The sequence below is a fragment of the Streptomyces sp. NPDC001890 genome (genome assembly GCF_042891445.1).
GTDB lineage: Bacteria > Actinomycetota > Actinomycetes > Streptomycetales > Streptomycetaceae > Streptomyces.
Genome location: NZ_JBIATE010000002.1, coordinates 839,102 through 864,376, shown reverse-complemented (window position 1 = coordinate 864,376; position 25,275 = coordinate 839,102). Strand labels below are relative to the sequence as shown.

19 protein-coding genes are annotated in these 25,275 nt (G+C 72.9%); 12 read left to right on the top strand and 7 right to left on the bottom strand.

The genetic code is table 11. The annotated features are described in order from the left end of the window. The first annotated feature begins 19 nt into the window (after window positions 1-19). Window positions 20-652, top strand: coding sequence for a hypothetical protein (locus ACFYY1_RS10095; protein WP_388583031.1), 633 nt, complete (start codon window positions 20-22; stop codon window positions 650-652). Here the strand turns inward: ACFYY1_RS10095 and ACFYY1_RS10090 are convergent. Further along, window positions 649-1,227, bottom strand: coding sequence for a DUF4240 domain-containing protein (locus ACFYY1_RS10090; RefSeq protein WP_388583030.1), 579 nt, complete (start codon window positions 1,225-1,227; stop codon window positions 649-651). The genes ACFYY1_RS10095 and ACFYY1_RS10090 overlap by 4 nt on opposite strands. Before the next feature lie 254 nt (window positions 1,228-1,481). Between ACFYY1_RS10090 and ACFYY1_RS10085 the strand changes: the two genes are divergently transcribed. Both ACFYY1_RS10085 and ACFYY1_RS10080 read left to right on the top strand, forming a co-directional pair. Next, complete coding sequence (locus ACFYY1_RS10085) at window positions 1,482-2,186, top strand: DNA alkylation repair protein (protein WP_388583028.1); 705 nt, start codon at window positions 1,482-1,484, stop codon at window positions 2,184-2,186. Window positions 2,187-2,259: 73 nt separating this feature from the next. Next, the gene (locus ACFYY1_RS10080) at window positions 2,260-3,087 is read left to right on the top strand and encodes a nucleotidyltransferase domain-containing protein (RefSeq protein WP_388583026.1); all 828 of its coding nucleotides are present in this window, start codon (window positions 2,260-2,262) and stop codon (window positions 3,085-3,087) included. Here the strand turns inward: ACFYY1_RS10080 and ACFYY1_RS10075 are convergent. Further along, entirely contained in the window at window positions 3,014-3,859 is an 846-nt protein-coding gene (locus ACFYY1_RS10075) for a rhomboid-like protein (protein ID WP_388583024.1), read from the bottom strand. The two genes, ACFYY1_RS10080 and ACFYY1_RS10075, sit on opposite strands and share 74 nt — an antisense overlap. A 136-nt stretch (window positions 3,860-3,995) precedes the next feature. Between ACFYY1_RS10075 and ACFYY1_RS10070 the strand changes: the two genes are divergently transcribed. From ACFYY1_RS10070 to ACFYY1_RS10030, 9 genes are all read left to right on the top strand, one after another. Next, window positions 3,996-4,598 carry an RNA polymerase sigma factor gene (locus tag ACFYY1_RS10070; RefSeq protein ID WP_388583022.1) on the top strand — a complete coding sequence of 201 codons (603 nt, stop codon included), beginning with the start codon at window positions 3,996-3,998 and terminating at the stop codon, window positions 4,596-4,598. Beyond that, a complete protein-coding gene (locus ACFYY1_RS10065) occupies window positions 4,595-5,569 on the top strand; it encodes a zf-HC2 domain-containing protein (protein ID WP_388583020.1) in 975 nt (324 codons plus the stop codon). The genes ACFYY1_RS10070 and ACFYY1_RS10065 overlap by 4 nt, the downstream gene beginning before the upstream one ends. A 10-nt stretch (window positions 5,570-5,579) precedes the next feature. Then, window positions 5,580-6,401: an ABC transporter ATP-binding protein gene (locus ACFYY1_RS10060; RefSeq protein WP_388583019.1), complete on the top strand. Its 822-nt coding sequence runs from the start codon at window positions 5,580-5,582 to the stop codon at window positions 6,399-6,401. After that, a complete protein-coding gene (locus tag ACFYY1_RS10055; RefSeq protein ID WP_388583017.1) occupies window positions 6,398-7,747 on the top strand; it encodes a hypothetical protein in 1,350 nt (449 codons plus the stop codon). The genes ACFYY1_RS10060 and ACFYY1_RS10055 overlap by 4 nt, the downstream gene beginning before the upstream one ends. Beyond that, entirely contained in the window at window positions 7,744-8,367 is a 624-nt protein-coding gene (locus ACFYY1_RS10050) for a hypothetical protein (RefSeq protein ID WP_388583016.1), read from the top strand. The genes ACFYY1_RS10055 and ACFYY1_RS10050 overlap by 4 nt, the downstream gene beginning before the upstream one ends. A gap of 112 nt (window positions 8,368-8,479) precedes the next feature. Beyond that, on the top strand, window positions 8,480-9,172 hold the full coding sequence (locus ACFYY1_RS10045) for a spermidine synthase (RefSeq protein ID WP_388583014.1): 693 nt from the start codon (window positions 8,480-8,482) through the stop codon (window positions 9,170-9,172). Between the two features lie 223 nt (window positions 9,173-9,395). Continuing rightward, window positions 9,396-10,133 carry a response regulator transcription factor gene (locus ACFYY1_RS10040; RefSeq protein WP_056794186.1) on the top strand — a complete coding sequence of 246 codons (738 nt, stop codon included), beginning with the start codon at window positions 9,396-9,398 and terminating at the stop codon, window positions 10,131-10,133. After that, window positions 10,130-11,206 (top strand): HAMP domain-containing sensor histidine kinase, encoded by a 1,077-nt coding sequence (locus ACFYY1_RS10035; protein ID WP_266729743.1) that lies wholly within the window; start codon window positions 10,130-10,132, stop codon window positions 11,204-11,206. Before ACFYY1_RS10040 ends, ACFYY1_RS10035 begins: the two co-directional genes overlap by 4 nt. 257 nt (window positions 11,207-11,463) lie before the next feature. Beyond that, the gene (locus tag ACFYY1_RS10030) at window positions 11,464-15,297 is read left to right on the top strand and encodes a multifunctional oxoglutarate decarboxylase/oxoglutarate dehydrogenase thiamine pyrophosphate-binding subunit/dihydrolipoyllysine-residue succinyltransferase subunit (RefSeq protein ID WP_388583012.1); all 3,834 of its coding nucleotides are present in this window, start codon (window positions 11,464-11,466) and stop codon (window positions 15,295-15,297) included. Between the two features lie 79 nt (window positions 15,298-15,376). Here the strand turns inward: ACFYY1_RS10030 and fxsT are convergent, their stop codons facing one another. The 5 genes from fxsT to ACFYY1_RS10005 form a co-directional block, all read right to left on the bottom strand. Continuing rightward, window positions 15,377-18,370, bottom strand: a complete 2,994-nt coding sequence (fxsT, locus tag ACFYY1_RS10025; protein WP_388583010.1) for an FxSxx-COOH system tetratricopeptide repeat protein — start codon at window positions 18,368-18,370, stop codon at window positions 15,377-15,379. After that, window positions 18,354-19,871 (bottom strand): aKG-HExxH-type peptide beta-hydroxylase, encoded by a 1,518-nt coding sequence (locus ACFYY1_RS10020; RefSeq protein ID WP_388583008.1) that lies wholly within the window; start codon window positions 19,869-19,871, stop codon window positions 18,354-18,356. The genes fxsT and ACFYY1_RS10020 overlap by 17 nt, the downstream gene beginning before the upstream one ends. Continuing rightward, window positions 19,868-20,992, bottom strand: coding sequence for an FxsB family cyclophane-forming radical SAM/SPASM peptide maturase (locus tag ACFYY1_RS10015; protein WP_388583488.1), 1,125 nt, complete (start codon window positions 20,990-20,992; stop codon window positions 19,868-19,870). Before ACFYY1_RS10015 ends, ACFYY1_RS10020 begins: the two co-directional genes overlap by 4 nt. 291 nt (window positions 20,993-21,283) lie before the next feature. Further along, on the bottom strand, window positions 21,284-21,511 hold the full coding sequence (gene fxsA, locus ACFYY1_RS10010) for an FxSxx-COOH cyclophane-containing RiPP peptide (protein WP_388583006.1): 228 nt from the start codon (window positions 21,509-21,511) through the stop codon (window positions 21,284-21,286). A 266-nt stretch (window positions 21,512-21,777) separates the two neighbouring features. Beyond that, the gene (locus ACFYY1_RS10005) at window positions 21,778-25,269 is read right to left on the bottom strand and encodes an SAV_2336 N-terminal domain-related protein (protein WP_388583004.1); all 3,492 of its coding nucleotides are present in this window, start codon (window positions 25,267-25,269) and stop codon (window positions 21,778-21,780) included. Window positions 25,270-25,275: the final 6 nt, after the last annotated feature.

The window sequence follows — 25,275 nt, the reverse complement described above, 5'->3', positions numbered from 1 at the left end:
CGCCGTGCTGAGCGGCCTCATGCTCTGCGCACACATCTGGGCCGTGGACGGCCGCCCGGCCCCATTCGGCAGCTGGGACACCTGGGACGACCGCATCGACCTGCTCATCCTGTTCGACCAGGAGAAGCAGGACCACATCAACTACAGCACCTCGCGGATGTTCGCAGCGGTCTATCCCGAGGCCGTTGCCCTGGCACCCCTGATCGCCTCACCCCACTGGCGGCAACTGGCCGACGGCACCAAGGCCGAGCAAGCCCGCTTCTTCACGGAGGTCAGCAACCAGGTCACCTACCCCTACAGCCCACCCGATCGCCGCGGCGACGCCATCGCGCACTGGTCCCTCGCCGACTCCTGGCGCCCGCCCAGCCGGCCCCTGACGACCTACACGCCCAGCCGGATGCACGGCAGGCTCTCGGGCCTCGCCGCAAACCGGCTCGCCCGCCACGAAAGAAGCGCGATGTGGTTCAGCCGCAGCCGACGGGAACAGGGCCGCACACTCCTCTTCCACAGTCACCTCAAACCGGTCCTCCTACGTGACCGCGAGCACCAGTACGAGAAGTGGGAAGGCACCATCTGGCACAGCACACGCACCGACGACCTCATGCGCGAAGAAGTCACAAAGAAGCGCCGGGCTCCCGAAACAACCGATTAAGAGCTGGTTTCCACGGGGAAGAGGACATCGAGCCGAGGTGTCCCAGCCGTCACCGTGACCTCCACGGTGTCGATCTCTTCCTCAGACTCCGCGCATGTCTCCTGAACGGCTTCCAGAGCCTCGCAGAACGCCTCCCCGCAGTCGTCCTCCTGGCCCGTCAGCTCGTCGAATACCTCCTGGGCCACATAGTCGAGCTCCTCCCATTCCGGCCACTCGTCGTCGCACCACTCCCGCCGGTGCCGTCCCACCAGGGCCCGCACCCCAGCAACGTCAGCGAGGGCGTCCGGATCAGCAAGCACCGCTTGATACGTTTCCTGCCCCTGGGCCACCAACCAGAGCGCGAAGTAGTCGAAGCCGTCATCAGAGCACCAGCCGCCCTCAATCCGGCCCACTGCCCGCCACAGTGCACCCGCGGTGACCGCCGCGCACGCGGCTTCCAGACGCGCCTGAAACTCCACTCCCTCCGCGGCTGGCCGGCGCCGCAACTCCCCGCGCAGCCACTCCAGCCGTTCGTGCCGGTCACCGGGGCGACAACTCAGCCCATCCATAAGTGCCCAGAAAGTCCCGTCGTCCATGCGGCACAGCATCGCAACCGCCACTGACAAACCCCGAAAGCCCCTTGCCAGAGCGGACGGAAAACGAAGAGTAGTCCTGCACAAAACCTCACGCCTCTGCGCGACCCAACTCTTCGCCCCGCAGCTAGGACATCGGAGCCGACGCAATACGAAACGGCACCCGACACGCAATACTTCATCGAGCCGACGGGGGCACGCATCGCCCTCCGAGCGATCCCGCGGGCCGGTGACCGTCGGCCGTACGCTGGAATTCCATGCGCGATGGGCAGGAGGCCGGGGTGACCGGGACGACGACGGTGGCGCAGGTCATGGCCGAGCTGGCCGAGCTCGACGACCCGAAGACGCGCAGGGTGAACGAGAAGCACGGCGACGATCACGGGGTGAACCTCGGCAAGCTGCGCGCGCTCGCCAAGCGGCTCAAGACGCAGCAGGAGCTCGCGGGCGGGCTCTGGGCGACGGGCGACAGCGCGGCCAGGCTTCTGGCGATCCTGGTCTGCCGCCCGAAGGCGTTCGGGCGGCAGGAGCTGGACGCCATGCTGCGCGAGGCGCGTGCCCCCAAGGTGCACGACTGGCTCGTCAACTACGTGGTCAAGAAGAGCCCGCACGCCGAGGAGCTGCGTCTGGCCTGGTCCGCCGACCCGGATCCGGTGGTCGCGAGTGCCGGCTGGGCGCTGACCACCGAGCGGGTGGCGAAGAAGCCCGACGGGCTCGACCTCGCGGGGCTGCTCGATGTCATCGAGGCGGAGATGAAGGACGCCCCGGACCGTCTGCAGTGGGCGATGAACCACTGTCTGGCGCAGATCGGGATCGAGCACGCCGAGTACCGCGCCCGCGCGATCGGCATCGGCGAGCGCCTGGAAGTGCTCAAGGACTACCCGACTCCCCCGAACTGCACGTCCCCGTACGCGCCGGTCTGGATCACCGAGCTGGTGCGCCGCCGGGAGGAGCAGAAGAGCTGAGGGGGCGCCCTGTGGTCCCCGGCAGGCGCGTAAATCGTTCGGTTCGTCGCGCAGGTGCGGGCACAGTGCCCCCATGGACGACGACAGCGGTGGCCGAGGGCTGAACGAGGACGGGACGATCCGGCGGGAGGGCTCGCTGAGCCGGGTGCCCTCGGCGTTCGCGCCCGTGGTGGCGGCGGCCCGGTCCCGGATCGCCGGGGCGTTCGACGGGACGCGGCTGCACAGCGCGTACGTCTACGGCAGCATTCCGCGCGGCACGGCCGTTCCCGGTGTCTCCGATCTGGATCTGCTGCTGGTTCTGCGTACCTGGCCGACCGCGGCCGACGAGGCGGCGGCCCGTGCCGTCGAAGCCGGTCTGGACGCCGAATTCGGGCAGATCGACGGGGTCGGCGCCCTCCTCACCAGTACCGACGTCGTCACCAGCGAGCTCGAACGGCACGACCTCGGCTTCTTCCTCGCCTGCCTCTGCACCCCGCTGCTGGGCGAGGACCTCGCCGGGCGGCTGCCGCACTACCGCCCGACCCCGCTGCTCGCCCGCGAGACCAACGGGGACCTGGTCCTGGCCCTGCCCCGCTGGCGGCGCAGGGCCGCCGAGGCGGCCACGGACGCCGAACGCCGCGGCCTGTGCCGTGTGGTCGCCCGCCGGATCGTCCGGTCCGGCTTCACCCTGGTGATGCCGAGGTGGCGGGGCTGGACCAGTGACCTGGCCGAGTCCGCCGAGGTGTTCGCCCTTTACTACCCGGACGCCCCGGAGCGGATCGGGCAGATGCGGCTGGCCGCCCGCGCCGGCCGGATTCCCTCCGCCGATCCGGCCGTCCTCGCCACGCTCATCGAGGACCTCGCACCCTGGCTGGCGGCCGAGTACCTCGCGGTGCACGGCGAGAAGGCACCGCGCCCCTGATCACCTCGCCCCGCTCCGTCATGCCCCTGCTCACCGCATCCCTGACCGCGCCGGCCCGGCGCAGCAGCGGCCAGCAGGCCACGCCGAGCAGCAGCGCCAGCGGATGGCCCCAGTCGGTGAGCGGGCTGCTCAGGTCGACCAGGTCGCTCGCCAGCATCACGCCCAGACCGCCGAGCACCAGCGTCCGGACCAGCGGGGTGAACAGCCCGGTGAGCGCGCCCACGCTCGCCATCAGCCCGAAGCTGATGCCGTAGTCGAGGCGGTGCAGCGACGACTCCGGCAGATGCCCGACGACCACGGAGATCCCGACCGGGATCTCCGTGGCGAGCGTCGCCACGACATGGCCGAGCACGAACACCGCGGCGGTCCGCCATCCTCCGATGCGGCGTTCCAGCGCGGTCAGCACGAGCGCGAGGACGAAGACCATCGGGGAGCCGAGCCCGCCGACGGCCCACAGGGCGCTGGCGGTCAGAACGAGCAGCGGGGTCTCACCGAGGTGCGCGACGTCCGTGCTCGATTCGCGCAGCACGGCGGCGACGGTGGCGGGATCGGCGAACTCCATGAAGAGGGACGTGCCGACCAGCACCAGCAGATACCCGAAGGTGAACGGGGTACCGGTGGGTGTCGGCAGCAGCCGCAGCCATCGGCGGGCCCCGCTGTCCGGAGGCGAGGAGGGCGGCGGGGCGGCCGGGCCGGGCTGGCGCGGGACGGCGTCGAGCAGCGGAGCCGCGAAGGATTCTTCGCGGACCGCCCGGTCCGTACGCTGATGCACCGCGCGAGGCCCCTTTCCCCGACAAGCCCCCCAGAGCAACGTCCTACCCTCGGTGATCATCCCCCGTGCCGTCTATGGCGTGAGCCACACACGCCGCCCGTGAACCGGTCGGGGCGCGTCGCCCGATAGAAGAGGTGTGAAGCTGTTGCGCCCCTCGGGGGAGGACCCGGACGACGACGCCCTGCTGCGTGCCGTCGCGAGGGGCGATACGCAGGCCCTGGCGACGCTCTACGACCGGCACGCCGGCTGGCTGCTGGCCAGGCTGAGCAGACGGTGCGCGGATGCCGAGACCGTACGGGAGGTCCTTCAGGACACCTTCGTGACGGTCTGGCGCTCCGCCGCGTCGCACCGCGGGTCCAGGGTCGGCGGCTGGCTGTGGGTGATCGCCTCGCGCCGGCTGGTGGACGCCCAGCGGGCCCGTGCCCGTACCGATCTCGCCGACCGGGCGGAGCGGACCGGGGGCAGCGAATGGGCGGCCACCGCGCCGTCCGCCGAGGAGCGGGTGCTCGCCGGGCTGGAGTACGGGGATGTGGGCGCCGCGCTCGGCCGGATCTCGCCCGAGCTGCGCGAGGTCCTGCGCGCCACGGTCATCGACGGGCTGACGACCCGCGAGACGGCCCGGCTCCTCGGCATACCCGAGGGCACGGTCAAGACCCGGGCGATGCGGGCCAGACGCGAGCTGCGGGCCGCGCTGGAGCTGCCGGCCCCGGCGGCCCGGCCACTGGGAGGAACGGCATGACGACGACGGGAGGCGGCGGCATGCCCCACTGGCACGTGAGCGAGGAGCTGGCCGGGCGGTACGCCGCCGGTTCGGTGCCGGAGACGGACGCCTGGTCCGTGGAGAAGCACGTGGAGGCGTGCGGGGGGTGCGCGGCCCGGCTCTCGGCGGCGGTACGGACGGCACGGCCGGAGGCGGGGGCGGCACTGGACGCGGTACGCGCGGGGGTGCTGGCCGCGGTGGTGGCGCGGGAGGTGTCGGCGGACGGGGCCTCGGCCGCGGTGACGGCGCCGGGGACGACAGCGGGAGCGCCCGCCCGCGGGGCCCGGCGCCGCTCCCCCGGGGCCGTCACCCGCGCCGGGCGGCTGCTGTGGGCCGCCGGGCCCGCGCTGCGGGGGCCGTGGCTGCTGGCGCTGGTGCTGGTCGCCGTCGGGGCCGTCGCGCTGGCGTACGGGGCGGGGGCCGGGGCCGGGGCCGGTGAGGCCGCCCGTCCGCTGCTCCTCGTCGTCGCGCCGGTGCTGCCGCTCGCCGGGGTGGCCCTCTCCTACGGCCGGCACGCGGACCCGATGCACGAGATCACCGCAGCCACCCCGTCCGGCGGGGTGCGGCTGCTGCTGACCAGGACCGCCGCGGTGCTCGCCGTGAGCATCCCGGCCCTCACTCTCGCCGGGGCGGCGCTGCCCGCGTCCGCCGGGCGGCCCGGCGCGGCGGCCTGGCTGCTGCCCGGACTCGCGATGACGCTGGCGGCGCTGGCCCTCGGTTCGTACGTCGGCTGCCGCACCGGTGCGACGTCCGTCGCCCTGGCCTGGGCGGCCGCCGTCGTCCTGCCCGCCTTCGCCGCGTCGCCCCCGGCCTCCGTCACGGCGGCGGCCTCGGCCGCCCGGTACTTCTCGGGCCCCGCCGCACAGGCCGGCTGGGCGGCGGGCGCGCTGGTGTGCGCCGCGCTGCTCGCCGTACGCCGTAGATCCTTCGACCATCTGGAGACCTTGTGAGCGTGAACGCATGAGCAGCACCGAGGCCGTGAACACGGTCGAGGTCAGGGCACTGACCGTCCGGCACCGCAGGACGACCGCGCTCGACGCCGTCGACCTGGACTTCGCACCCGGTGTGCACGGGCTGCTCGGGCCGAACGGGGCGGGCAAGACCTCGCTGATCCGGGTGCTCGCCACCGTCGCCGCGCCCTCCGGCGGCCGGGTGGAGCTGCTCGGCAGCGAGGTCGGCGCCGGGTCGGACCACCGCAGCCGGGCGGCGGTCCGGCGCAGGCTCGGCTATCTGCCGCAGGAGTTCGGCTACTACCCGGGCTTCACGGTCCGCGAGTTCGTCTCGTACGTGGCGTGGCTCAAGGAGATGGACGCGGCGGCGGTCCCGGAGGCGGTGGAACGCGCGGTGGACCGGGTGGGTCTGACGGACCGGATCGACGCCCGGGTCAAAACCCTGTCGGGCGGCATGGTGCGGCGCGTCGGCATCGCCCAGGCGATCGTCAACGATCCGGACCTGCTGCTGCTCGACGAGCCGACCGCCGGTCTCGACCCGGAGCAAAGGGTCGAATTCCGGGCGCTGATACGGGAGCTGGGCCGCACCACCACCGTGATCGTCTCGACCCACCTGGTCGAGGACGTCGCCGCCGCCTGCATCGATGTCACGCTGATCGAGGCGGGCCGGATCGCGTACCGGGGCACGACACGGGAGCTGACGGAGCTCGGGGACGCCGGGGACGGCGGGGACGGCGGGGACGGCGGGGCGGAGCGGCCGGACGGAAACCCGATCGAGCGCGGCTACACCTCCGCGCTGCGGGCGCACCGGGCGGCGGTGGCGAACCGATGACGGCCTCCGCCACGCCGAGGAAGGCCCCGGCCGGAAAGGCCGAGGCCGGAAAGCCCCTGCCCGGTAAGCCCGCGGCCCGCACCGCCCTGCGCACCGAACTCCGGCGCGGGATCGCCCCCTGGACGGGTCTCGCCGTCGCCGTCACCCTCCTCGTTCCGCTCTGGAGCAAGGCGGCCCAGTGGCAGGGCAGCTGGGGCGAGACCCAGACCCAACTGCACGCGGCAACGGCGCTGCTCGGCGGCCCGCTCGTCGCCGCGGCCGCCTGCTGGCAGGGCGGCCGGGAGCACCGCCGGCGCACCGCCGAACTGCTGCTCTCGGTCCCGCGCAGCCGGTTGGCGCAGGTGACGACGGCCGCGACGCCGATCGTGCTGTGGGCGGCGGCCGGGTACCTGCTCGCGCTGGCCGTGGTGTTCGCGACGACGGCTCCGTACACCGGGGCGGGCGGTCCGTCCCTCTCGGTCGCCGTCGCGGATCTCGGTCTCCTGCCGTCCATCGGCTTCGTCGGCTTCGTGGTCGGGCGGCTGGTGCGGTGGCGGCTGACCGCCCCGGTGCTCGCGGTCGTTCTGTACGTGCTCCTGGGGGCCCCGGGCTACATGGAGGCGGATGCCCGGTTCCTGAGCCCCGGCGAGCAGTACGCGCTGTGGGGGTGGGTCCCTGTGTGGTGGTTCGCTCCTGTCCTGCTGGCCTGGACGGGCGGCATCGCCGCCACGGTGCTGCTCGCGTACGCGTCCCGACGGCGCCTGTCGGCCGTCGTACCGCTCGCGCTGGCGGTCGCGGCCGGAGCGGTGATCCTGCACACGGGCGCCGACCTGTTCCGGGACGACCCGACCGCCACGCGCAAGGTCTGCTCGGTACCTGAACCCGGCGTACCTCAGCTCTGTGTGAAGGCGCCCGACGCCCCGGTGCTGCCCAGCGTGTCCGCCGCCCTGTCCGGCCTGTTCTCGCGCCTGGAGGAAGTACCGGGCGCACCGGTCAGGTACGTGGACTCCGAATTCGACCCGAAGGGCGGCGAAGCCGCCCTGGCCCATGTCATGCGCGGCTGGAGCGTCACGCGCAACAAGTTGACCGACCCTCGCGAGTACGTCCGGGAAACCGCCCTGGGCCTGACGTCGCGTGGCTGTCCGAACGATTCGCACTGGAGCAGCCGCGAGGGGGCGAAGCAGGCGGACCTCACGGACGACGCCGTACGCGCCTGGCTGGCCGGCGACGACTCCACCTGGAACCCGCAGGCCCGCCCCCTCGTCGCCCGCCTCCGGGCCATGCCCGCCACCGACCGCAGGGCCTGGCTCGGCCGCTACCTGGCCACCCTGGAGAGCTGCACGCCCGCGGAGGTGCCTGCGCTGTGAGCGCCCAGCCGGCCCGCGCCGCTCTCCCTCTCCTCTACATCCGCTCCCGCGCCCTCCCCCTCACCGCCGCCACCCTGACGTGCGTCGCGCTCGTCGCGGCCTGGGCCGCCCACTGGCTGGAGAGCCGGCCGTACTTCGACCACACCGCCCGCGTCCCGGTCGTCGTGCTGGCCCCGCTGCTCGCCTCCGCCGCGATCGGCACCGGCCTGCACTCGCACAGCGACGAGCTGGACCGGACCGCCGTGGGCCGGTGGTGGCCGCGCCGGCTGCTGCACCTGCTGGCGCTGACCGCCGTGACGGTGGGGGCGCTCGCGGCGGCGGTCCCGGGGCACCCGGAGGAGTTCGGCGCACCGGCCATGGTGCGCAACGTGCTCGGTGCGACGGGGGTGGCCGCGGCCTCCGTCGCGCTGCTCGGTGCCCGGCTGAGCTGGCTGCCGATGACGGTCCACGGCGGCGCCGTCTATCTGGCGGCGCCCCGCACCCCGGGCGGCGCCGCGGCGGTGTGGGCCTGGCCCATGCAGCCGGGCCCGCAGGGTGCGGCGTGGGCGGTGGCCGTGGCCGCGTACGTGGCCGGGGCGGCGCTCCTCGCGGTGCGCGGCGCGCGCCCGGAGCGCGGGTGACCGCCGTCGTCCTCCCGGCACTCGGGGCGAATCCGGCAATCCACTGGCCCGGGCCGCGCCGGCGGGACAGGATGGCGGGGAACCCGCCCGCCACGCACCGGAGACCCGCGCCATGCCCGACACGTACCACTCCGACACCCTCGCCCCCGTCACGCTCGACCGCCGCGAAGGACCGTACGGCGAGGTCGTGCTGCGGGGGCGGGGTGACGACTTCGAGATCATCGCCAACGGGTGCTTCCTGATGGACACCTCGGACGGGCGCTCCGAGCGGCTGCTGATCGACGCGGCGCTGGCCGCACTGCCGGCCGGCCGGACCGCCCCGTCGGTGCTCATCGGCGGTCTCGGCGTCGGTTTCTCGCTCGTCCGGGCCGCCGCCGAGCCGAGGTGGGGGCGGATCGTCGTGGCCGAGCGGGAGCAGGCGATCGTGGACTGGCACCTCCGGGGGCCGCTGGCCGCGATCTCCGGTGCGGCGCTCGCCGATCCGCGGACCGGGATCCTGACGACGGATCTCGTCGAGTACCTGCGTACGACTACGGACCGTTACGACGCTCTGTGTCTGGACATCGACAACGGGCCGGACTGGACCGTCACCGAGGGCAACACGAGCCTGTACTCCCCCGCCGGTCTGGCGGGCTGCCGGGAGCGGCTGACGCCGGGCGGCGTTCTCGCAGTGTGGTCCGCACAGCCGTCCGCCGACTTCGAACAGGCCCTGCGGAATGCCGGATTCGAGGGGGTAAGAACCGAAGAGGTCAGCGTTGCCCGAGGTGTGCCCGACGTGGTGCATCTCGCACTTCGGACAGGCTGAGACCCCCCACCGGGTATCCCCGGCCCCCGGAAGTCCGGGGGCCAAGCGCCACAAGACCGACACTCCGCCACCTCTTTGCGTCCGAGGCGTTACACCCTGCGTAGCCGAGAGGAGTCCGCTGCCTTTACGCTGCTGACCGGTAACGGGATCACCGACGAAATCCACAAGCGAAGACCGTGCGTCCGGGGGAATGGCCCCCGCGAGAACGGGCAGGGGCGGGGCGATGGAACAGACACACACCACCCACAACGGTGTCGCGGCCACCCCGGGCGCGCAGCGCCGGGTGCTGGTGGTCGAGGACGACCCCACGATCGTCGATGCCATTTCCGCCCGGCTGCGGGCCGAGGGCTTTCTGGTGCAGACGGCACTCGACGGCCCCGCGGCGGTGGACGCGGCCGAGGCGTGGCAGCCCGATCTGATGGTGCTCGACATCATGCTTCCCGGCTTCGACGGCCTGGAGGTCTGCCGCCGCGTGCAGGCCCAGCGGCCGGTGCCGGTGCTGATGCTGACCGCCAGGGACGACGAGACGGACATGCTGGTCGGCCTCGGGGTCGGCGCCGACGACTACATGACCAAGCCGTTCTCGATGCGCGAGCTGGCGGCCCGGGTCCATGTCCTGCTGCGCCGGGTCGAGCGCGCGGCGCTGGCCGCGGTGACGCCGCGCAGCGGGATACTGCGCCTCGGCGAGCTGGAGATCGATCACGCGCAGCGCCGGGTCCGGGTCCGCGCCGACGACGTCCACCTCACGCCGACCGAGTTCGACCTGCTGGTCTGTCTGGCCAACACGCCGCGGGCGGTGCTCTCCCGGGAGCAGCTGCTGGCAGAGGTCTGGGACTGGGCGGACGCCTCCGGCACCCGTACGGTCGACAGCCACATCAAGGCGCTGCGCCGGAAGATCGGCGCGGAGCGGATCCGTACCGTGCACGGTGTCGGTTACGCCCTGGAGACGCCGGCGCCATGACCCGGCCCGGTTCCGGACTGCGTCCCTTCTCGGTCAAGGCCAAGATGAGCACGCTCGTCGTGGTCTCGGTGTTCATCACCACCGGGCTGCTGATGGTGGCCGTGCGCACCAGGACCGAGTTGCGGTTCATCACGGTGTTCTCGGTGATCGCGACCCTGCTCATAACCCAGTTCGTGGCGCACGGTCTGACCTCGCCGCTGGACGAGATGACCACGGTGGCCCGGTCGATATCGCACGGCGACTACACCAGACGGGTGAGCGGCGCCGACCGGCGCGACGAGCTCGGCGACCTGGCCCAGACGATCAACCGCATGGCGGACGATCTGGAGGCCGTGGACCGGCACCGCAAGGAGCTGGTCGCCAATGTGTCGCACGAGCTGCGAACACCCATCGCGGCGCTGAGAGCCGTGCTGGAGAACGTCGTGGACGGGGTGTCCACCGCCGATCCCGAGACGATGCGCACGGCGCTGAAGCAGACCGAGCGGCTCGGCAGGCTGGTGGAGACGCTGCTGGACCTGTCCCGGCTGGACAACGGGGTGGTCACGCTCAAGGCCCGCCGTTTCGAGGTGTGGCCGTATCTGTCGGGTGTGCTGAAGGAGGCGAACCTCGCCGCCGGGCACCGCCGGCTGCCGTCCGGTTCCGGGAACCACACCCGCAAGGACGTCCATCTGCACCTGGACGTGTCGCCGCCGGAGCTGACCGCGCACGCGGACGCGGAGCGGCTGCACCAGGTGGTGGCCAATCTGATCGACAACGCGGTCAAGCACAGCCCGCCGCACGGCCGGGTCACCGTGCTGGCCCGGCGCGGGGCCGCCCCGGAGTCCCTGACGCTCGAAGTCATGGACGAGGGACCCGGCATTCCGGAGTCCGAGCGGCACCGGGTCTTCGAGCGCTTCAACCGCGGCGAGGTGCCCTCCCCGCACGGTCCGGGCAGCGACGGCGGCACGGGCCTCGGGCTGGCGATCGCCCGCTGGGCGGTGGATCTGCACGGCGGACGCATCGGCGTGGCCGAATCCGTTCGCGGCTGCCGGATTCAGGTCACTCTTCCGGGGATCCCTCAGCAGCGAGGTTGACATAGGGTTCGAACCGGAAGGACACGTTCTGCGTGTTCCATTCAGGGGGTGCGGTCCAGGGGGCCGCAGCCGCGGTCCCACGTACCCAAAACGCAGCGGAACCGTGCTTGTTTCCCGCCAATTCCCGCACCGAAACCCGTCTTCCGATGTGACTTGCGCGACGAAGAGCGGCCCGGCCTGCGGGGAACGGCTGGGGAGGCGTAGCCTTGATTTCCGCTGTCCATCACCTTGTGAAGCGGAAGAGGGCGGTTCGCGCCGTGTCGTCTCAGTCCCCCAGTAACTCGAGCATCTCGACCGACCAAGCCAGCCCGGGTTCGAACCCGGCCGCTGCTTTCGGGCCCAATGAGTGGCTCGTCGACGAGATCTACCAGCAGTACCTCCAGGATCCCAATTCGGTCGATCGCGCCTGGTGGGACTTCTTCGCCGACTACAAGCCGGGTACGTCCGGCACGGCGGACAAGCCCGTTCCCGGCGCCCCGGCCGCAGCGGCCGCGGTGACCCCGACCGCGCCCGCGCCGGCCGCCCCCGCCAAGGCCCCGGCCGCACCCGCTCCGGCCCCCGCGGCCCCGGCCCCGGCCCCCGCGGCCCCGGCCCCGGCCCCCGCACAGGCCGCCCCCGCCGCCGCCGCTCCGGCAGCCCCGGCGAAGGCCGCCCCGGCCCCGGCCGCGAAGGCCGCCGAGCCCGCCCCGGCCAAGGCCGCGCCGGCCACCGAGGCCCCGGCCGGACCCGAGTACGTCACGCTGCGTGGCCCCTCGGCCGCCGTCGCGAAGAACATGAACGCCTCGCTGGAGCTGCCGACGGCCACGTCCGTCCGTGCCGTCCCGGTGAAGCTGCTCTTCGACAACCGCATCGTCATCAACAACCACCTCAAGCGCGCCCGGGGCGGGAAGATCTCCTTCACGCACCTCATCGGGTACGCGATGGTGCAGGCCCTCAAGGCCATGCCGGCGATGAACCACTCCTTCGCGGTGAAGGACGGCAAGCCGACCCTGGTCAAGCCGGACCACGTCAACCTCGGTCTCGCCATCGACCTGGTGAAGCCGAACGGCGACCGCCAGCTGGTCGTCGCGGCCATCAAGAAGGCCGAGACGCTCAACTTCTTCGAGTTCTGGCAGGCCTACGAGGACATCGTCCGCCGCGCCCGCAACGGCAAGCTCGGCATGGACGACTTCACCGGCGTCACCGCCTCGCTGACCAACCCCGGCGGCATCGGCACCGTCCACTCGGTGCCCCGCCTGATGCCCGGTCAGGGCCTCATCATGGGCGTCGGCGCGATGGACTACCCGGCGGAGTTCCAGGGCACCTCCCAGGACACCCTGAACAAGCTGGGCATCTCCAAGGTCATGACGCTGACCTCGACGTACGACCACCGGGTCATCCAGGGCGCCGCCTCCGGCGAGTTCCTGCGGATCGTCGCCCAGCTGCTGCTCGGCGAGAACGAGTTCTACGACGAGATCTTCAAGTCGCTGCGCATCCCGTACGAGCCGGTCCGCTGGCTGACGGACATCGACGCCTCGCACGACAGCGACGTCACCAAGGCCGCGCGGGTCTTCGAGCTGATCCACTCCTACCGGGTCCGCGGCCACGTCATGGCCGACACCGACCCGCTGGAGTACCGCCAGCGCAAGCACCCCGACCTGGACATCACCGAGCACGGCCTCACCCTGTGGGACCTGGAGCGGGACTTCGCGGTCGGCGGTTTCGCCGGCAAGTCGATGATGAAGCTCCGCGACATCCTCGGTGTGCTGCGCGAGTCGTACTGCCGCACCACCGGCATCGAGTTCATGCACATCCAGGACCCGAAGCAGCGCAAGTGGCTCCAGGACCGGGTGGAGCGCCCGCGCGCCCAGCAGCCCGAGCGCGAGGAGCAGCTGCGGATCCTGCGCCGGCTGAACGCCGCCGAGGCGTTCGAGACGTTCCTGCAGACCAAGTACGTCGGCCAGAAGCGGTTCTCGCTGGAGGGCGGCGAGTCCGTCATCCCGCTGCTCGACGCGGTCATCGACTCCGCCGCCGAGGCCCGCCTCGACGAGGTCGTCATCGGCATGGCCCACCGCGGCCGGCTCAACGTCCTCGCCAACATCGTGGGCAAGTCGTACGCCCAGATCTTCCGCGAGTTCGAGGGCAACCTCGACCCCCGGTCGATGCACGGCTCCGGCGACGTCAAGTACCACTTGGGCGCCGAGGGCACGTTCACCGGTCTGGACGGCGAGCAGATCAAGGTCTCGCTGGCCGCCAACCCCTCGCACCTGGAGGCGGTCGACCCGGTCCTGGAGGGCATCGCCCGCGCCAAGCAGGACATCATCAACAAGGGCGGCACGGACTTCACCGTCCTGCCCATCGCGCTCCACGGCGACGCGGCCTTCGCGGGCCAGGGCGTCGTCGCCGAGACGCTCAACATGTCGCAGCTGCGCGGCTACCGCACCGGTGGCACCGTGCACGTGGTGATCAACAACCAGGTCGGCTTCACCGCCGCCCCGGAGTCCTCGCGCTCCTCGATGTACGCCACCGACGTGGCGCGCATGATCGAGGCGCCGATCATCCACGTCAACGGCGACGACCCCGAGGCCGTCGTCCGGGTCGCGCGGCTCGCCTTCGAGTTCCGCCAGGCGTTCAACAAGGACGTCGTGATCGACCTCATCTGCTACCGCCGCCGCGGTCACAACGAGGGCGACAACCCGGAGTTCACCAACCCGCAGATGTACACCCTGATCGACAAGAAGCGCTCGGTGCGCAAGCTCTACACCGAGTCCCTCATCGGTCGCGGCGACATCACGCTGGAAGAGGCCGAGCAGGCGCTCCAGGACTTCCAGGGCCAGCTGGAGAAGGTCTTCGCGGAGGTCCGCGAGGCCACCTCGCTGCCGGCCCCGGCGCACACCCCCGAGGTCCAGCCGGAGTTCCCGGTCGCCGTGACCACCGCGATCTCCGCGGAGGTCGTCAAGGTCATCGCGGAGTCCCAGGTCAACATCCCCGACCGGATCACCGTCCACCCCCGCCTGATGCCGCAGATGCAGCGCCGCGCGGCCTCGGTGGAGAACGGCACGATCGACTGGGGCATGGGCGAGACCCTGGCCATCGGTTCGCTGCTGATGGAGGGCACCCCGGTCCGGCTCGCCGGCCAGGACACCCGCCGCGGCACCTTCGGCCAGCGCCACGCGGTCCTCGTCGACCAGGTGACCGGCGAGGACTACACCCCGCTGCTCTACCTCTCCGAGGACCAGGCCCGATACAACGTCTACGACTCGCTGCTCAGCGAGTACGCGGCGATGGGCTTCGAGTACGGCTACTCGCTGGCCCGCCCGGAGTCGCTGGTCGTCTGGGAGGCCCAGTTCGGTGACTTCGTCAACGGCGCGCAGACCGTCGTCGACGAGTTCATCTCCTCGGCCGAGCAGAAGTGGGGCCAGACCTCCGGCGTCACGCTGCTGCTGCCGCACGGCTACGAGGGCCAGGGCCCGGACCACTCGTCCGCCCGCCCGGAGCGCTTCCTCACGCTGTGCGCGCAGAACAACATGACGGTCGCCATGCCGACCCTGCCGTCGAACTACTTCCACCTCCTGCGGTGGCAGGTGCACAACCCGCACCACAAGCCGCTGATCGTCTTCACCCCGAAGTCGATGCTCCGCCTCAAGGCGGCCGCGTCGAAGGTGGAGGAGTTCACCACCGGCGGCTTCCGCCCGGTGATCGGCGACGACTCGGTGAACCCGGCCGAGGTCCGCAAGGTCGTCTTCTGCGCCGGCAAGGTCTACTACGACCTGGAGGCCGAGCGTACGAAGCGCGGCGTCACGGACACCGCGATCATCCGTCTGGAGCGCCTGTACCCGCTGCCGGGTGCCGAGCTCCAGGCCGAGATCGCCAAGTACCCGAACGCCGAGAAGTACCTCTGGACCCAGGAGGAGCCGGCCAACCAGGGCGCCTGGCCGTTCATCGCCCTGAACCTGATCGACCACCTGGACCTGGCCGTCGGCGCCGACGTCCCGCACGGTGAGCGCCTGCGCCGCATCTCGCGTCCGCACAGCTCGTCCCCGGCGGTCGGCTCGGCCAAGCGCCACCAGGCCGAGCAGGCACAGCTGGTCGCCGAGGTCTTCGAGGCCTGACCCGCTGCCGTACGAGCCGAAGGGCCCGGCCCCGCGAGTTGCTCGCGGGGCCGGGCCCTTCGGTCCGTCCGGCCGGCTCTCAGACGATCGGGGGCTCGAAGTCCCAGTACGGGCGGTTGCGCGAGCGGGCCGAGACCGTATGGACGTGCTGGGCGCCGAGGGTGGCCGCCAGGTCGCCCAGCGCCTCGTTCTCGACCTTCTCGGCCCGCTGCCGCTCCCGTAGGCCACGCAGGTCCGCGGCGTGGGCGATCCGGGCGGAGAGGGTCAGCGGGTGGGTCCGTCCGAGAGTCTCGGTGGCCCTGGCGATGACCGCGTCCGTCAGCGCGGCCGCTGATTCCGGATCCCCCACCAGGTTGCGCAGAGCCGAGGCGTTGACGGCGACCCCCAGGGTCCAGGGGTGGTACTCGCCGACAGCCTGCGTCAACGCGGCGAGGGCCCCTTCCAGGAGGGTGTGGGCCTGGTCGCGCTCGCCCACGTTGCGCAGGATCAGGGCGTGGTTGCCCCGCGTTCCCGCCACGAAGGGGTGCTCCTCGCCGAGCATGTTCAGGTAGCCGTCGACGACCTTCTCGCTTATGCCCCTGGCCTGGTCGATGTCCGCGTGCTCGCGGGCGAAGCAGCTCTGCCCGGCCGCGAACATCATGGTCAGCGGGTCGTCCTCGCCCAGCACACGCTCGCACCGCTCCAGGACCCGGGTGAACAGGGCCGAGGCCCTGGCGCGCTCTCCCGAGCGGTAGTGGCACAGCGCGAGGTTGTACTCGGCCCGCAGCGTCTGCGGGTTGTCGTTGCCGAGGACCCTTCGGTGCACCCCGGCGCTCTGGCTCTGGAGCGACAGCCCGTCGCTGTAGCGGCCGAGCAGGCGCAGGTCGGTGGCGTAGTTGGTCTGGGAGGCCAGGGTCCAGTTGTGCCGCTGGCCCAGGAACTGCCGACGGGCCTCCAGGGTCCGCCGGTTGAGCTCCAGGGACTCCTGGTACCGGCCGAGGAGCCGCAGCGAGACGGCCAGGTTGTTCTGCGCGTTGAGCGTGCGCGAGTCCTGGTCGCCCAGCAGTTCGCGGTAGGCGGCGAGGACCCAGCCGGACATCTCCAGCGCCTCTTCGTACCGTCCGAGCCCGCGCAGGTCGGCGGCGAGGCCGCCGGCGGCGCGCAGATGCTCCAGGTCCTGCACGCCGCGCTCGGCGCGCAGATGGTCCACCGCGGCGCGTTCGATCACTTCCGTGCCAGCGTAGTCGCCGACGGCCCGCAGCAGGTTGGCGTAGTGGTAGCTGAGGTCCCAGATCCTGGGGTGGTCCTCGCCGAGCAGTTCCCGCCAGGCCTTCATGGCGCGTTCGCCCAGCTTGATGCCGGCCCGGTATTCCCCCGAGAGGTACATGTAGCGCAGGCAGTTGAGCACCAGGGACTGCACCGCCGGGTCGGTGCTCCGGAGCACGTCGGCCCATTTCAGGTGCGGGGTGATCTCGGCGTAGGCGGGCCACAGGCGGGTGTCGGTGGGCCTGCCCGGGTCCGCGGCGGCGAGGGCCCGGCGGACCACGTCGATGAACTCCCTGCGGTCCCGCTCCGTCATGTCGTGACCGACGATCTGGTGGACCATGCGGTGCATGTAGAGGGATTCGCCGGCCGACGCCTCTTCGACGGCCGACTCGTGGGACTCCAGCCGGACCACGGAGTACTGGCGGAGCTGGGCGATCGCCTTGTTCCACAGCAGGGGGTCGTTCATCAGGCCGGAGACCTGTTCCGGCAGCTCGCCCGCGGGCATTTCCTTCAGCAGCCGTACCGGGATGGAGCCGGGCGCGAAGAAGCTGCACAGGCGGAGCAGGTCGACGGACTCGGGGACGGTGTCCTTGAGCTTGTTCAGCAGTATCGACCAGGCGGTCTGGAAGGCGAGCGGGAAGTCGGCGGAGACCTTGACGACGTCCTGGTCGATGCCGCCTTCGAGGAGCTCGATGTACTCCTCGACCGACAGGTCGGAGTCGTTCAGCCAGCCCGCGGTCTGGTCGAGGAGGAGCGGGAGGTCTTCCAGCGCCTCGGCGAGCCGGTTCGCCTCGGCGGGGTTCAGCCGCGGTGCGCGGCGCCGGACGAAGGCGACCGACTCGTCCCGGTTGTAGACGGGCACCTCGACGAGGTTGCTGTTGTGCTCGCCCCACTCCGGGTTGCGCGAGGTGATGAGGACGTGCCCGGGGCCGGTCGGCACCAGGTCCCAGATGTTCTCCGGCTCGTCGGCTCCGTCGAGCACGAGGAGCCAGTGGGAGTGCGGTTCGCCGCGGCGCAGCGCGTCCCGCACCGCGCGCAGCCGCTCGCCGTACTCGACACCGGTGGACAGGCCCAGTTCGGGGGCGAGTTCGGCGAGCCGCTGGCGGTAGAGCGCACGCCGGTCGGCGGGCACCCACCAGACCACGTCGTACTCGGAACCGAAGCGGTAGACGTACTCCGCGGCCAGCTGGGTCTTGCCGACGCCGGACATGCCGTACAGCGCCACGACCCCGGCGCCCGACCCGGCCTCCTGGAGGGCCTGGTACGCCTTGTTGAGCAGTTCCTCACGGCCGGTGAACCGGGTGTTGCGCCGCGGGACGCCGCCCCACACCTCGGGGGTGTCGGCCGGGTAGCGGGGGCCCGGCCGGTGCTCGGCCTGCTCGGGCAGCGGGTCGGTGGGCAGGCCGAGGCGGACGAGGAGCCGTCGCTCGGCCTCCTCCGCGCCGACGTTGGTGAGGTCGGCGGCGCCGAGGACCGAGGTGGCGCCGGGCAGTGCCGACGTGGTGAGGCAGACGGCGGCGAAGCGGTCGGGGTCGGGGGCGACGACCTGACGCAGGGCCCTGTTCCACTCGTCGTGCGTGCGCGGGCCGAGCTGGAAGTACCAGTCGCTGAGGACCAGCAGGACGCGCCCCCTGGAGAGCGCGAGGTCGCGCAGCGACTCCTCCAGCGGCACCTCCACCGGGGGGTCCCAGCGCTGCTGGACGACCGTCACTCCGCGTCGCTCCAGGCGGTCCCCGATCCACGTCGCCCAGGCTCGGTTGAAACCGGCGAAACTGATGGTGACGGTGTGCGCCCCGGTTGCTCCAACTTGCTTACGCGTTCCGGGCATTCAACCGTCTCCCTGCGTCGATTCGAGCCTTGTCAACATACACCGGAGCATGGTCGTCCCGGCGGACGATCCCGGGGGTCTCCCACGGCTGGTGCGAGCCGTTCCTCTGCTGCCATATCACCTTGGCGGTGGCCACGTAGGCCCGCGCGCGCGCGAGGTGCCCCGCAGGAGGCGGACAATCGTCCAGACGGTGGTAGAGCGCGATCATCTCGTTGACCAGTATTCGGCCTTCGCGGGTCAGCGCCGCCGATCCGGCCAGCGCGGGCAGCACCGCTGCGACCTGTTCGCGGCAGCGGGCGTGCTCGGCCCAGGCCAGGTCGCGGTGGGTGACACGGCGCGCGAAGAGCGCGTTCCGCTGCCAGTGGTCGGCGAGCGCGAGGTGCGAGTAGGCGCCCTGGAGAAGGCCGTCGAAGGGGCGGGGGTCGGGGCGCCAGGGGGCGAAGTGGCGTGGGGTCGCGTCCTCGTGGTGCAGCGGTACGAGGGCGGCGAGCGCGGCCAGTTTGGTGTGCTGGAGTTCGTGGACGAGGGTGGCGGCGAAGGAGGCGGGGGTGGCCGGTTCGCTGCTGAGGACGGCGCCGAAGGCCTCCCGCCTGGTGCCGCTGCAGTGTGCCGCGCCCTCACCGGCGGGCCCGGAACCGGGTGGCGGGCCGAGCGGGACGAGGCAGCGCAGCAGGACCGTCACTTCGGTGAGGCGGTGCTCGCCGCCGATGCGGAGCAGGGGCGGCACCCCGGCCCAGGACTCGGTCCAGGACTTGCGTGCGTGGTCGTCGATGGCGGTGGCGGTGCTCAGCCCGTGCCGCCCGAGTCCCGGGCCGTCGGTGCGGTACGGGTCGATGTCGTCCAGGGGCAACGGGCCGATGCCGTGCCGGACGGCCGGCAGGACGTGCACCGGCAGCCAGCGCGGGTCGGCCGATCCGGTCGCTCCGTCCGGCTGCGTGTGCACGACGACGGGCGGCCCGGCTGCGATATGACGTAACGTCAGTTCGGTTCCGGAGAAGGCCACATCGACCGTTCCGGGGGCATCGGGATCCGTGCGCAGGGCGCCGAGGGTGGGCAGCGGCAGGAGACCGTCGCGCCCGGCGAGCCGGGTCGTGAACGGGACTCCGGCCCGGATCGCGGCCGCGGCCGCCAGCGCGCTCAAGTGGTCCAGGTCCGCCCGGAGTCCGGGGCCGGGGGCGGTCGCGGACGTGGGGCCGTGACCGGAGAGGCCGTGCAGGCAGCGCTGTATCCAGGGGCCCACGAGGGGGTGCAGCAGCACGGTGCGTACGGCGGTCCGGTCGGCGCGTTCGGCCGTCTCCAGCAGTGCCCAGTCCTGGCGGAGGCGGTCGAGCGCGTGGGGCGCAAGGACGTGGGCGGGTGCCTCCCCGGCCGCGTCGAGCAGGGCCCGCAGCAGCAGGAGCCGTCGGGTGTCCTGATCGCGTACGAGCACGCCGAGGGTGTCGGCATCGCCCTCGGTGCGGCCGAGTTGACGCAGCATGTGGTCCGGAAGTGGGGGGATCATCGGCGTTCTCCTGCGGTTGCGTCGGACAGCCGGGCGGCGACATGGCGTACCAGCCGTTCGAGGTCGGCGCAGTAGACGGACGGGTTGGCGAAGCCGTTCTCTGCGCGGTAGCGGTGTGCGTAGTGGCCGCCGCCGCAGACGGTCAGCAGCGGGCAGGCACGGCAGGTGGCGGCGAGCGCGTCGGCGCCCGCCCGGCGGGCGGCGACGCCGGGGTGGCGCAGGGCGTCGTCGAAGGTGTGGCGGAAGACGTCGAGCCCGGTGGCGGCGGCCGTGTCGTAGGCGGACTTGAGCGAGTCGACCTGTTCGATCGACCCGTCCGTCTCGACCACGATCGCGTCGACGGGATCGAGGCCGAGGGATTCGGTGGCGCCGGGCAGCCCCAGCAGCAGGGCGACGCACTCCTCGAAGAGCCGGACCCGGGTCTCCCGCCGCCCGGTGCGCCACCAGCGGTCGAAGACGGTGGTCAGCCAGTCGCCGTACGGGGTCGGGCGGCCGGACGCGGAGGCCGTGCGCGGCAGGCCCGGTGGGGGGGTCGTCCAGTTTCCGTGCGGGAGCAGCAGATCGATGGCCGGGGGGTGCAGGTCGAGCAGCGACTCGTACAGCTCGACGGGGTCGGTGCGGGGGTCGACGACGGTGAGGATGCCGGCGTACGCCTCCGGATGCCGGTCGGCGAGGAGCCGGGCGCCGCGCGAGGCGGCGGGCCAGGAGGGTCGTCCGGCGTGGTCGGTGCGCTGGGTGTTGTGGGCGGCCAGTCCGCCGTCGAGGCTGATGCCGATGCGTATGCCGTGCCGGGCGAGCGTGGCGGTGCGGGCCTCGGTGAGCAGGGTCGCGTTGGTCTGGACGGTGGTGTGGACGGTGCAGCCCGCGGGTGCCAGGCCGCGTACCCGGTCGGCGAAGGCGGCCAGCCGGTGGGCGCCCGCGAGCAGGGGTTCGCCGCCGTGCAGGACGAGCGCGACGTGGCGCAGCCCGTGGGCCGCCGCGTGTTCGGCGATGCGGTGCGCGGTGCGGTCCAGGACGGCGGGTGCGGCGGCGGCCGGGCGGTCGCGCCAGGTGCGGTCAGGGCCTGCGTAGAGGTAGCAGTAGCGGCAGGCGAGATTGCAGCGGCCGTGCACCTTGACGATGAACTGCCCGAAGGAGGGCCTCGGTCGGCTCTGCCCGGCACGTGGGGGTGTTTTCGGCGTCGCCTGTCGAGACACTCCCGCACCCCCGTGCCGTTCGCATCCGCCGGCACGGCCCCCGTCGCCGCCCCGAGGCGAGTATCCCTGGCTCGCCACGGGGACAAACCCGTGCCCTGTCACGATGTCCTGTTCGTCCGGCCACCGGACCGAAATCGTGCGGCCCCGGCACCTGCGCCGTCCTCGGCGCAGGGGCCGTCCTCGGCGCAGGGGCCGTCCTCGGCGCCGCCCCGGGCGTCAGAAGGAGTTGTTGAACCCCCACAGCATCTCCCGCGGCTGCTCGACCCGCCCGCGCAGATCCGCGACCACCTCGGCGAGCACCGGATGGTCCAGCGTCCGCAGTGACTCCAGATCGAGCGCCAGCAGGTCCGGCAGCGCGTCCGGTCCGCCGGACGGGCCGTCCGGCGGACCGCCGTCCGGGACGTCCTGGTCCATCGCGTGCACCTCGTGCACCGTCTCGTTCATCACGCCTCCCCGTAACACCCCTCGCGCCCGCACCGGTGCGCTCGCCCTTGAACGCACCGGCCGGGCCCGTGTCCCTGATGTCCTGTGCGCCGGCACGGATCCCGCGTACCGGCCGCCAATGTACGGATGCCCCGCAGAACCGGGGCTACGCCTCGGCGAAGACGCAGTCGGGCGACGACGGTCGTGCGCCGGTCGCACGGCGGCGGCCCGCCCCGCAGGGCCCCGCGCCGCCCGCCCCGCGACGTGCCTCGCCGCCCGCCTCCCCGTCAGCGCTCCAGCTCCGCCAGCCGCTCGGCGGTCGCCCCGGCCGCCGATCCGCCGCCGTCCGGCAGCTTGCGCCATTCCTGGCGGGCCGAGCGGTACGCGTCGCGTGCGGCCCGGGGCCGCCCCGCCCGCTCGTACGTCATGCCCCGCCAGTGGTGGGCCGTGGCCCCCAGCTCGACCGCTCGCCAGACCTGTTGCGGGCCGTCCAGCTCCTCCTCCGCCGTGCGCGCCGCCTCCGCCGCGCCCCGGAACGCCTCGGCCGCGTCGTCGAGCCGGGCGGGGCGCTGGAGCACCCGGGCGGCGTCCAGGTGGGAGCGGCCCAGCTCCAGCCAGCAGCCCGCCTCGGTGAGCGGGTCGGCCGCCTCCTGGGCCGCGAGGCCGAAGAGGTGCTCGGCCTCGCGGAGGTCGACCCGGTCCTCGGTGGCGCGGTGCCGGAGCATCAGTGCGCGGCCCAGCATCAGCAGCCGCTCGGCCTGGCGGGTGCTGCCCGCCGGCGTCTCCGTACGGCAGTCGCGCAGCACCCGGATCGCGGCGCCGATGTGCGGGCGGCCGTCCGGCAGCCGGGCCCGGCGCAGCAGGGTGCCGCCCCATTCGGCGAGCAGGTCGGTGTGGGCGCGCGAGTCGCGGGGGACGTCCCGGGCGGCGCGGGCGAACCAGTCGGCGGCGGCCACGAGTTCGTCGGGCTCGCCGGTGTGCTCGTACCGGGCGACGCGGACCCGGCCGGCCCTGATCCGCAGCGCGGCGCGCTGCCGCTGATCGCGTACGGTCGCCAGGGCCTGCTCGACGAGTGTCGCGGCCTCGTCCGGTTCCTCGCCGGAGCCGAGCAGGGCGTCCACCAGGTCCAGCAGGACGCGTACCCCGGTGCCCAGGGTGTGCCGGCCGCCGCCCTGTTCGAAGGCGGTGCGCAGGGAGCGCGCGGCCTGGCCCGCGTACACCCGGGACTGTTCGGTGTCGGCGGTGGCGCCGGCCAGCTTCAGCATGGTCCGGCCGTGCGCCAGGGGCAGGGTGGTGGGGCGGTTCTCCTGGTCGGGCCAGACGTCGGCGAACGCCTCCAGCATCCCGCACGCGGCCTGGAGCAGGGCGGTGTCGCCGTCGAGCCGCCACTGCGCCTCCAGGGCCCTCACCCGTTCCAGGGTCAGCCGGAGGGCCTCGGCGGGGTCCAGGCCGGGGGCGGAGCAGGCGGCCGTGTACTCGCGGTCGGCGCGGCGCAGCAGCTCCAGCGCACCGCGCCGGTCACCGCGCCGCCGCCGGTCGTCGGCCGCGGCGTGCAACACCTTGGCCAGTACGGCCCGTTCGCGTACCGCTGCGGGCTGCGCGGCGGCCCGTTCGGCGGCGTACTCCGCCTCGCGGAGCAGTTCGGTGTCGCCCTGGACCTCCCACAGCCGCAGCACGCAGCGGGCGTACTCCGCCCACAGTCCGGGGTCCGTGTCCGGCTGCTCCTCGCGTACGGCGGCGCCGCGCAGCAGCTGCACGGCGTCGATGAGGTACTGCACCATGCTGTCCGACTCGAACTGCCGCAGGAGGGCACGGGCGCTCTCCACCGCGGTGTTCGGGTTCCGTACGGGGCTCGGGTGGCCCTCGCGTCCGGTCTGCATCACGAACTGCTCGGGCAGGGGCATGAAACGCTCCAGTACGCGGACCGCGACCTCGGCGAAGGGGTGGGGGACGCGCGACCCGCCGCTTGCGCCGCTCTCCCCATTCTCGCCACCCTCCTCGATCTCCCCGTCGGGCGTGCCGTCCTCCAGGGGGTCCGTACCGGCGGTGGCCGGCGTGGACGGGTATCTGCGTTCGTGCCGGCGTTCGCCGAGCTGGGCGAAGGCCAGGGCCGGGAAGTTCGGCCCGCCCCTGCCGTACCGCTGCTCGATGTACTGCGAACAGTGCTTGAGCACGAGCAGCGCCTCGTCGCGGCCCAGCGGGCCGAGCAGCGCCTCCCGGACGCCGGGCACGAATGCGTACCACTGGCCGTCGTGCTCACCGCCGTCCTCGTCCCTGCTCCGCGTCAGCAGCCCGCTGAGCAGCACCTCGGCGAGTTCGGAAGGGCCCGAGTGGGGCAGCATCGTGCGCTGCACCAGCTGCATCACCGGGAGGTGCAGCGGGGCCGCCGCGAGGTAGACGGCCAGTTGCCCGGCGGCGGGCGAGGCCGCCGAGCGGAAGCGGCTGACCAGCTGGAGCGAGGAGAGTGCGTCGCCCGCGCGCTGCGCGGCCGCCGCCGGCTGATCGGCGCGCACCCAGCCGACCGCGCCGGAGATCTGTCCCGAGCCGGTGCCGGAGAGCAGCTTCGCCCAGGCCGCCAGCGCCCCTTCCACCGGCGGGAGAACGGGTACGGCAAGGGCCCCCGGGTACACGGCGGGGCCCGTGCCCGGCTGCTCCACGACCTTGAGCACGGCCGCTCCGCCGGGTCCGTCGCCCCGGGACAGTGAACCGTAGGTGACCGGCAGTCTGGTGCGGTTCCACATCCGCTGCGGCAGCGGCTGGAGCACGGCGGCCGGGGCCTGCGCGGCCAGCTGGTGCAGCAGCCGGTGGGCCCGGCCGCTGTGCCAGAGCGGACCGGCGCAGTCGCTGACCAGGACGGTGACCCGGCGGCCGGTCGGATCGCTCAGCCGGTCCGCGGAGTTCAGCGGCGCCGCGGCCGGGTCCGGGCTGCGGCTCACCGCGGCCGCGCCGTCGGGGCCCTGGTGCAGATAGCGGACCTGTACGTCCCGGAAGGCACCCAACTGGCCGAATATCTGCTGGAGTTCACCGAACATCCGGTCCCAGACCAGCATCGAGGACGAGGCGTCCATGACGCACTGCAGGACCGCCTCGCCCTTGGATACGCCGCGGAACACCGGGATGATCAACCCGCCCGCGCGGGCGCTGAGTTCGGCGGTCGCCGTCTCGTCGAGGGTGCTGCGCAGCGGCGGCGAAGCGGGGTGGTAGCGCTGCAACGGTCTGAGCGCGCGCTGGAGTTCGAGGGGTGCGGGCAGCGCCGGGGCGGCGGGCACACCGAAGGTGAGGGCGGCCGTACGCCCCTTCCGGGCGGCTCCGGCGCCCGACGGGCCGCCGGGGTGGGCACGGTCCGAGGGGCCGGTACGCGGTACGGGGTAGAGCGTGATCCGCCGGTCGGGGTCGCCGGGGTCCGCCCGCGGCGAGGGTTCGTCGCCCGGCCCCTCGTGCGCGGGCTTCGCGGCGTCCGGCCCCAGGGCCTCGGACCGGCCGTTCGACGACGGCTCCGGGGGCAGGTGGGCACCCGGGGCGCGTCCCTGCTCCCAGGCGCCGGCAACGGCGTCGGGATCGGCGTCGGCAGGTGGTGCGTCCGGGTGGCGGGCCCAGCGGGCCAGCCAGAGCGCGTCGCGCAGCTGCTCGACGTCGGGGTCGAGCCCCGCCTCGCGCAGCCGCGCCACGAAGGCGGGGAAGAGTCCCGCGTCGTCGGGGCCCGCACCGCCCGGCACCGCGGCACCGTCGCCGGGGTGGTGTTCGCCGTCCGGTCCGGGTCGCGCACCGGCGCCCGCCATCAGCCC

What these genes read in the sequence shown, in the direction of transcription:
- ACFYY1_RS10090 (WP_388583030.1), bottom strand. Translation starts at nt 1,227, where the DNA reads ATGGACGACGGGACTTTCTGGGCACTTATGGATGGGCTGAGTTGTCGC.
- ACFYY1_RS10035 (WP_266729743.1), top strand. Translation starts at nt 10,130, where the DNA reads ATGACCCGGCCCGGTTCCGGACTGCGTCCCTTCTCGGTCAAGGCCAAG.
- ACFYY1_RS10095 (WP_388583031.1), top strand. Translation starts at nt 20, where the DNA reads ATGCTCTGCGCACACATCTGGGCCGTGGACGGCCGCCCGGCCCCATTC.
- ACFYY1_RS10065 (WP_388583020.1), top strand. Translation starts at nt 4,595, where the DNA reads ATGACGACGACGGGAGGCGGCGGCATGCCCCACTGGCACGTGAGCGAG.
- ACFYY1_RS10020 (WP_388583008.1), bottom strand. Translation starts at nt 19,871, where the DNA reads ATGATCCCCCCACTTCCGGACCACATGCTGCGTCAACTCGGCCGCACC.
- ACFYY1_RS10080 (WP_388583026.1), top strand. Translation starts at nt 2,260, where the DNA reads ATGGACGACGACAGCGGTGGCCGAGGGCTGAACGAGGACGGGACGATC.
- ACFYY1_RS10055 (WP_388583017.1), top strand. Translation starts at nt 6,398, where the DNA reads ATGACGGCCTCCGCCACGCCGAGGAAGGCCCCGGCCGGAAAGGCCGAG.
- fxsA (WP_388583006.1), bottom strand. Translation starts at nt 21,511, where the DNA reads ATGAACGAGACGGTGCACGAGGTGCACGCGATGGACCAGGACGTCCCG.
- ACFYY1_RS10005 (WP_388583004.1), bottom strand. Translation starts at nt 25,269, where the DNA reads ATGGCGGGCGCCGGTGCGCGACCCGGACCGGACGGCGAACACCACCCC.
- ACFYY1_RS10060 (WP_388583019.1), top strand. Translation starts at nt 5,580, where the DNA reads ATGAGCAGCACCGAGGCCGTGAACACGGTCGAGGTCAGGGCACTGACC.
- ACFYY1_RS10085 (WP_388583028.1), top strand. Translation starts at nt 1,482, where the DNA reads ATGCGCGATGGGCAGGAGGCCGGGGTGACCGGGACGACGACGGTGGCG.
- fxsT (WP_388583010.1), bottom strand. Translation starts at nt 18,370, where the DNA reads ATGCCCGGAACGCGTAAGCAAGTTGGAGCAACCGGGGCGCACACCGTC.
- ACFYY1_RS10045 (WP_388583014.1), top strand. Translation starts at nt 8,480, where the DNA reads ATGCCCGACACGTACCACTCCGACACCCTCGCCCCCGTCACGCTCGAC.
- ACFYY1_RS10040 (WP_056794186.1), top strand. Translation starts at nt 9,396, where the DNA reads ATGGAACAGACACACACCACCCACAACGGTGTCGCGGCCACCCCGGGC.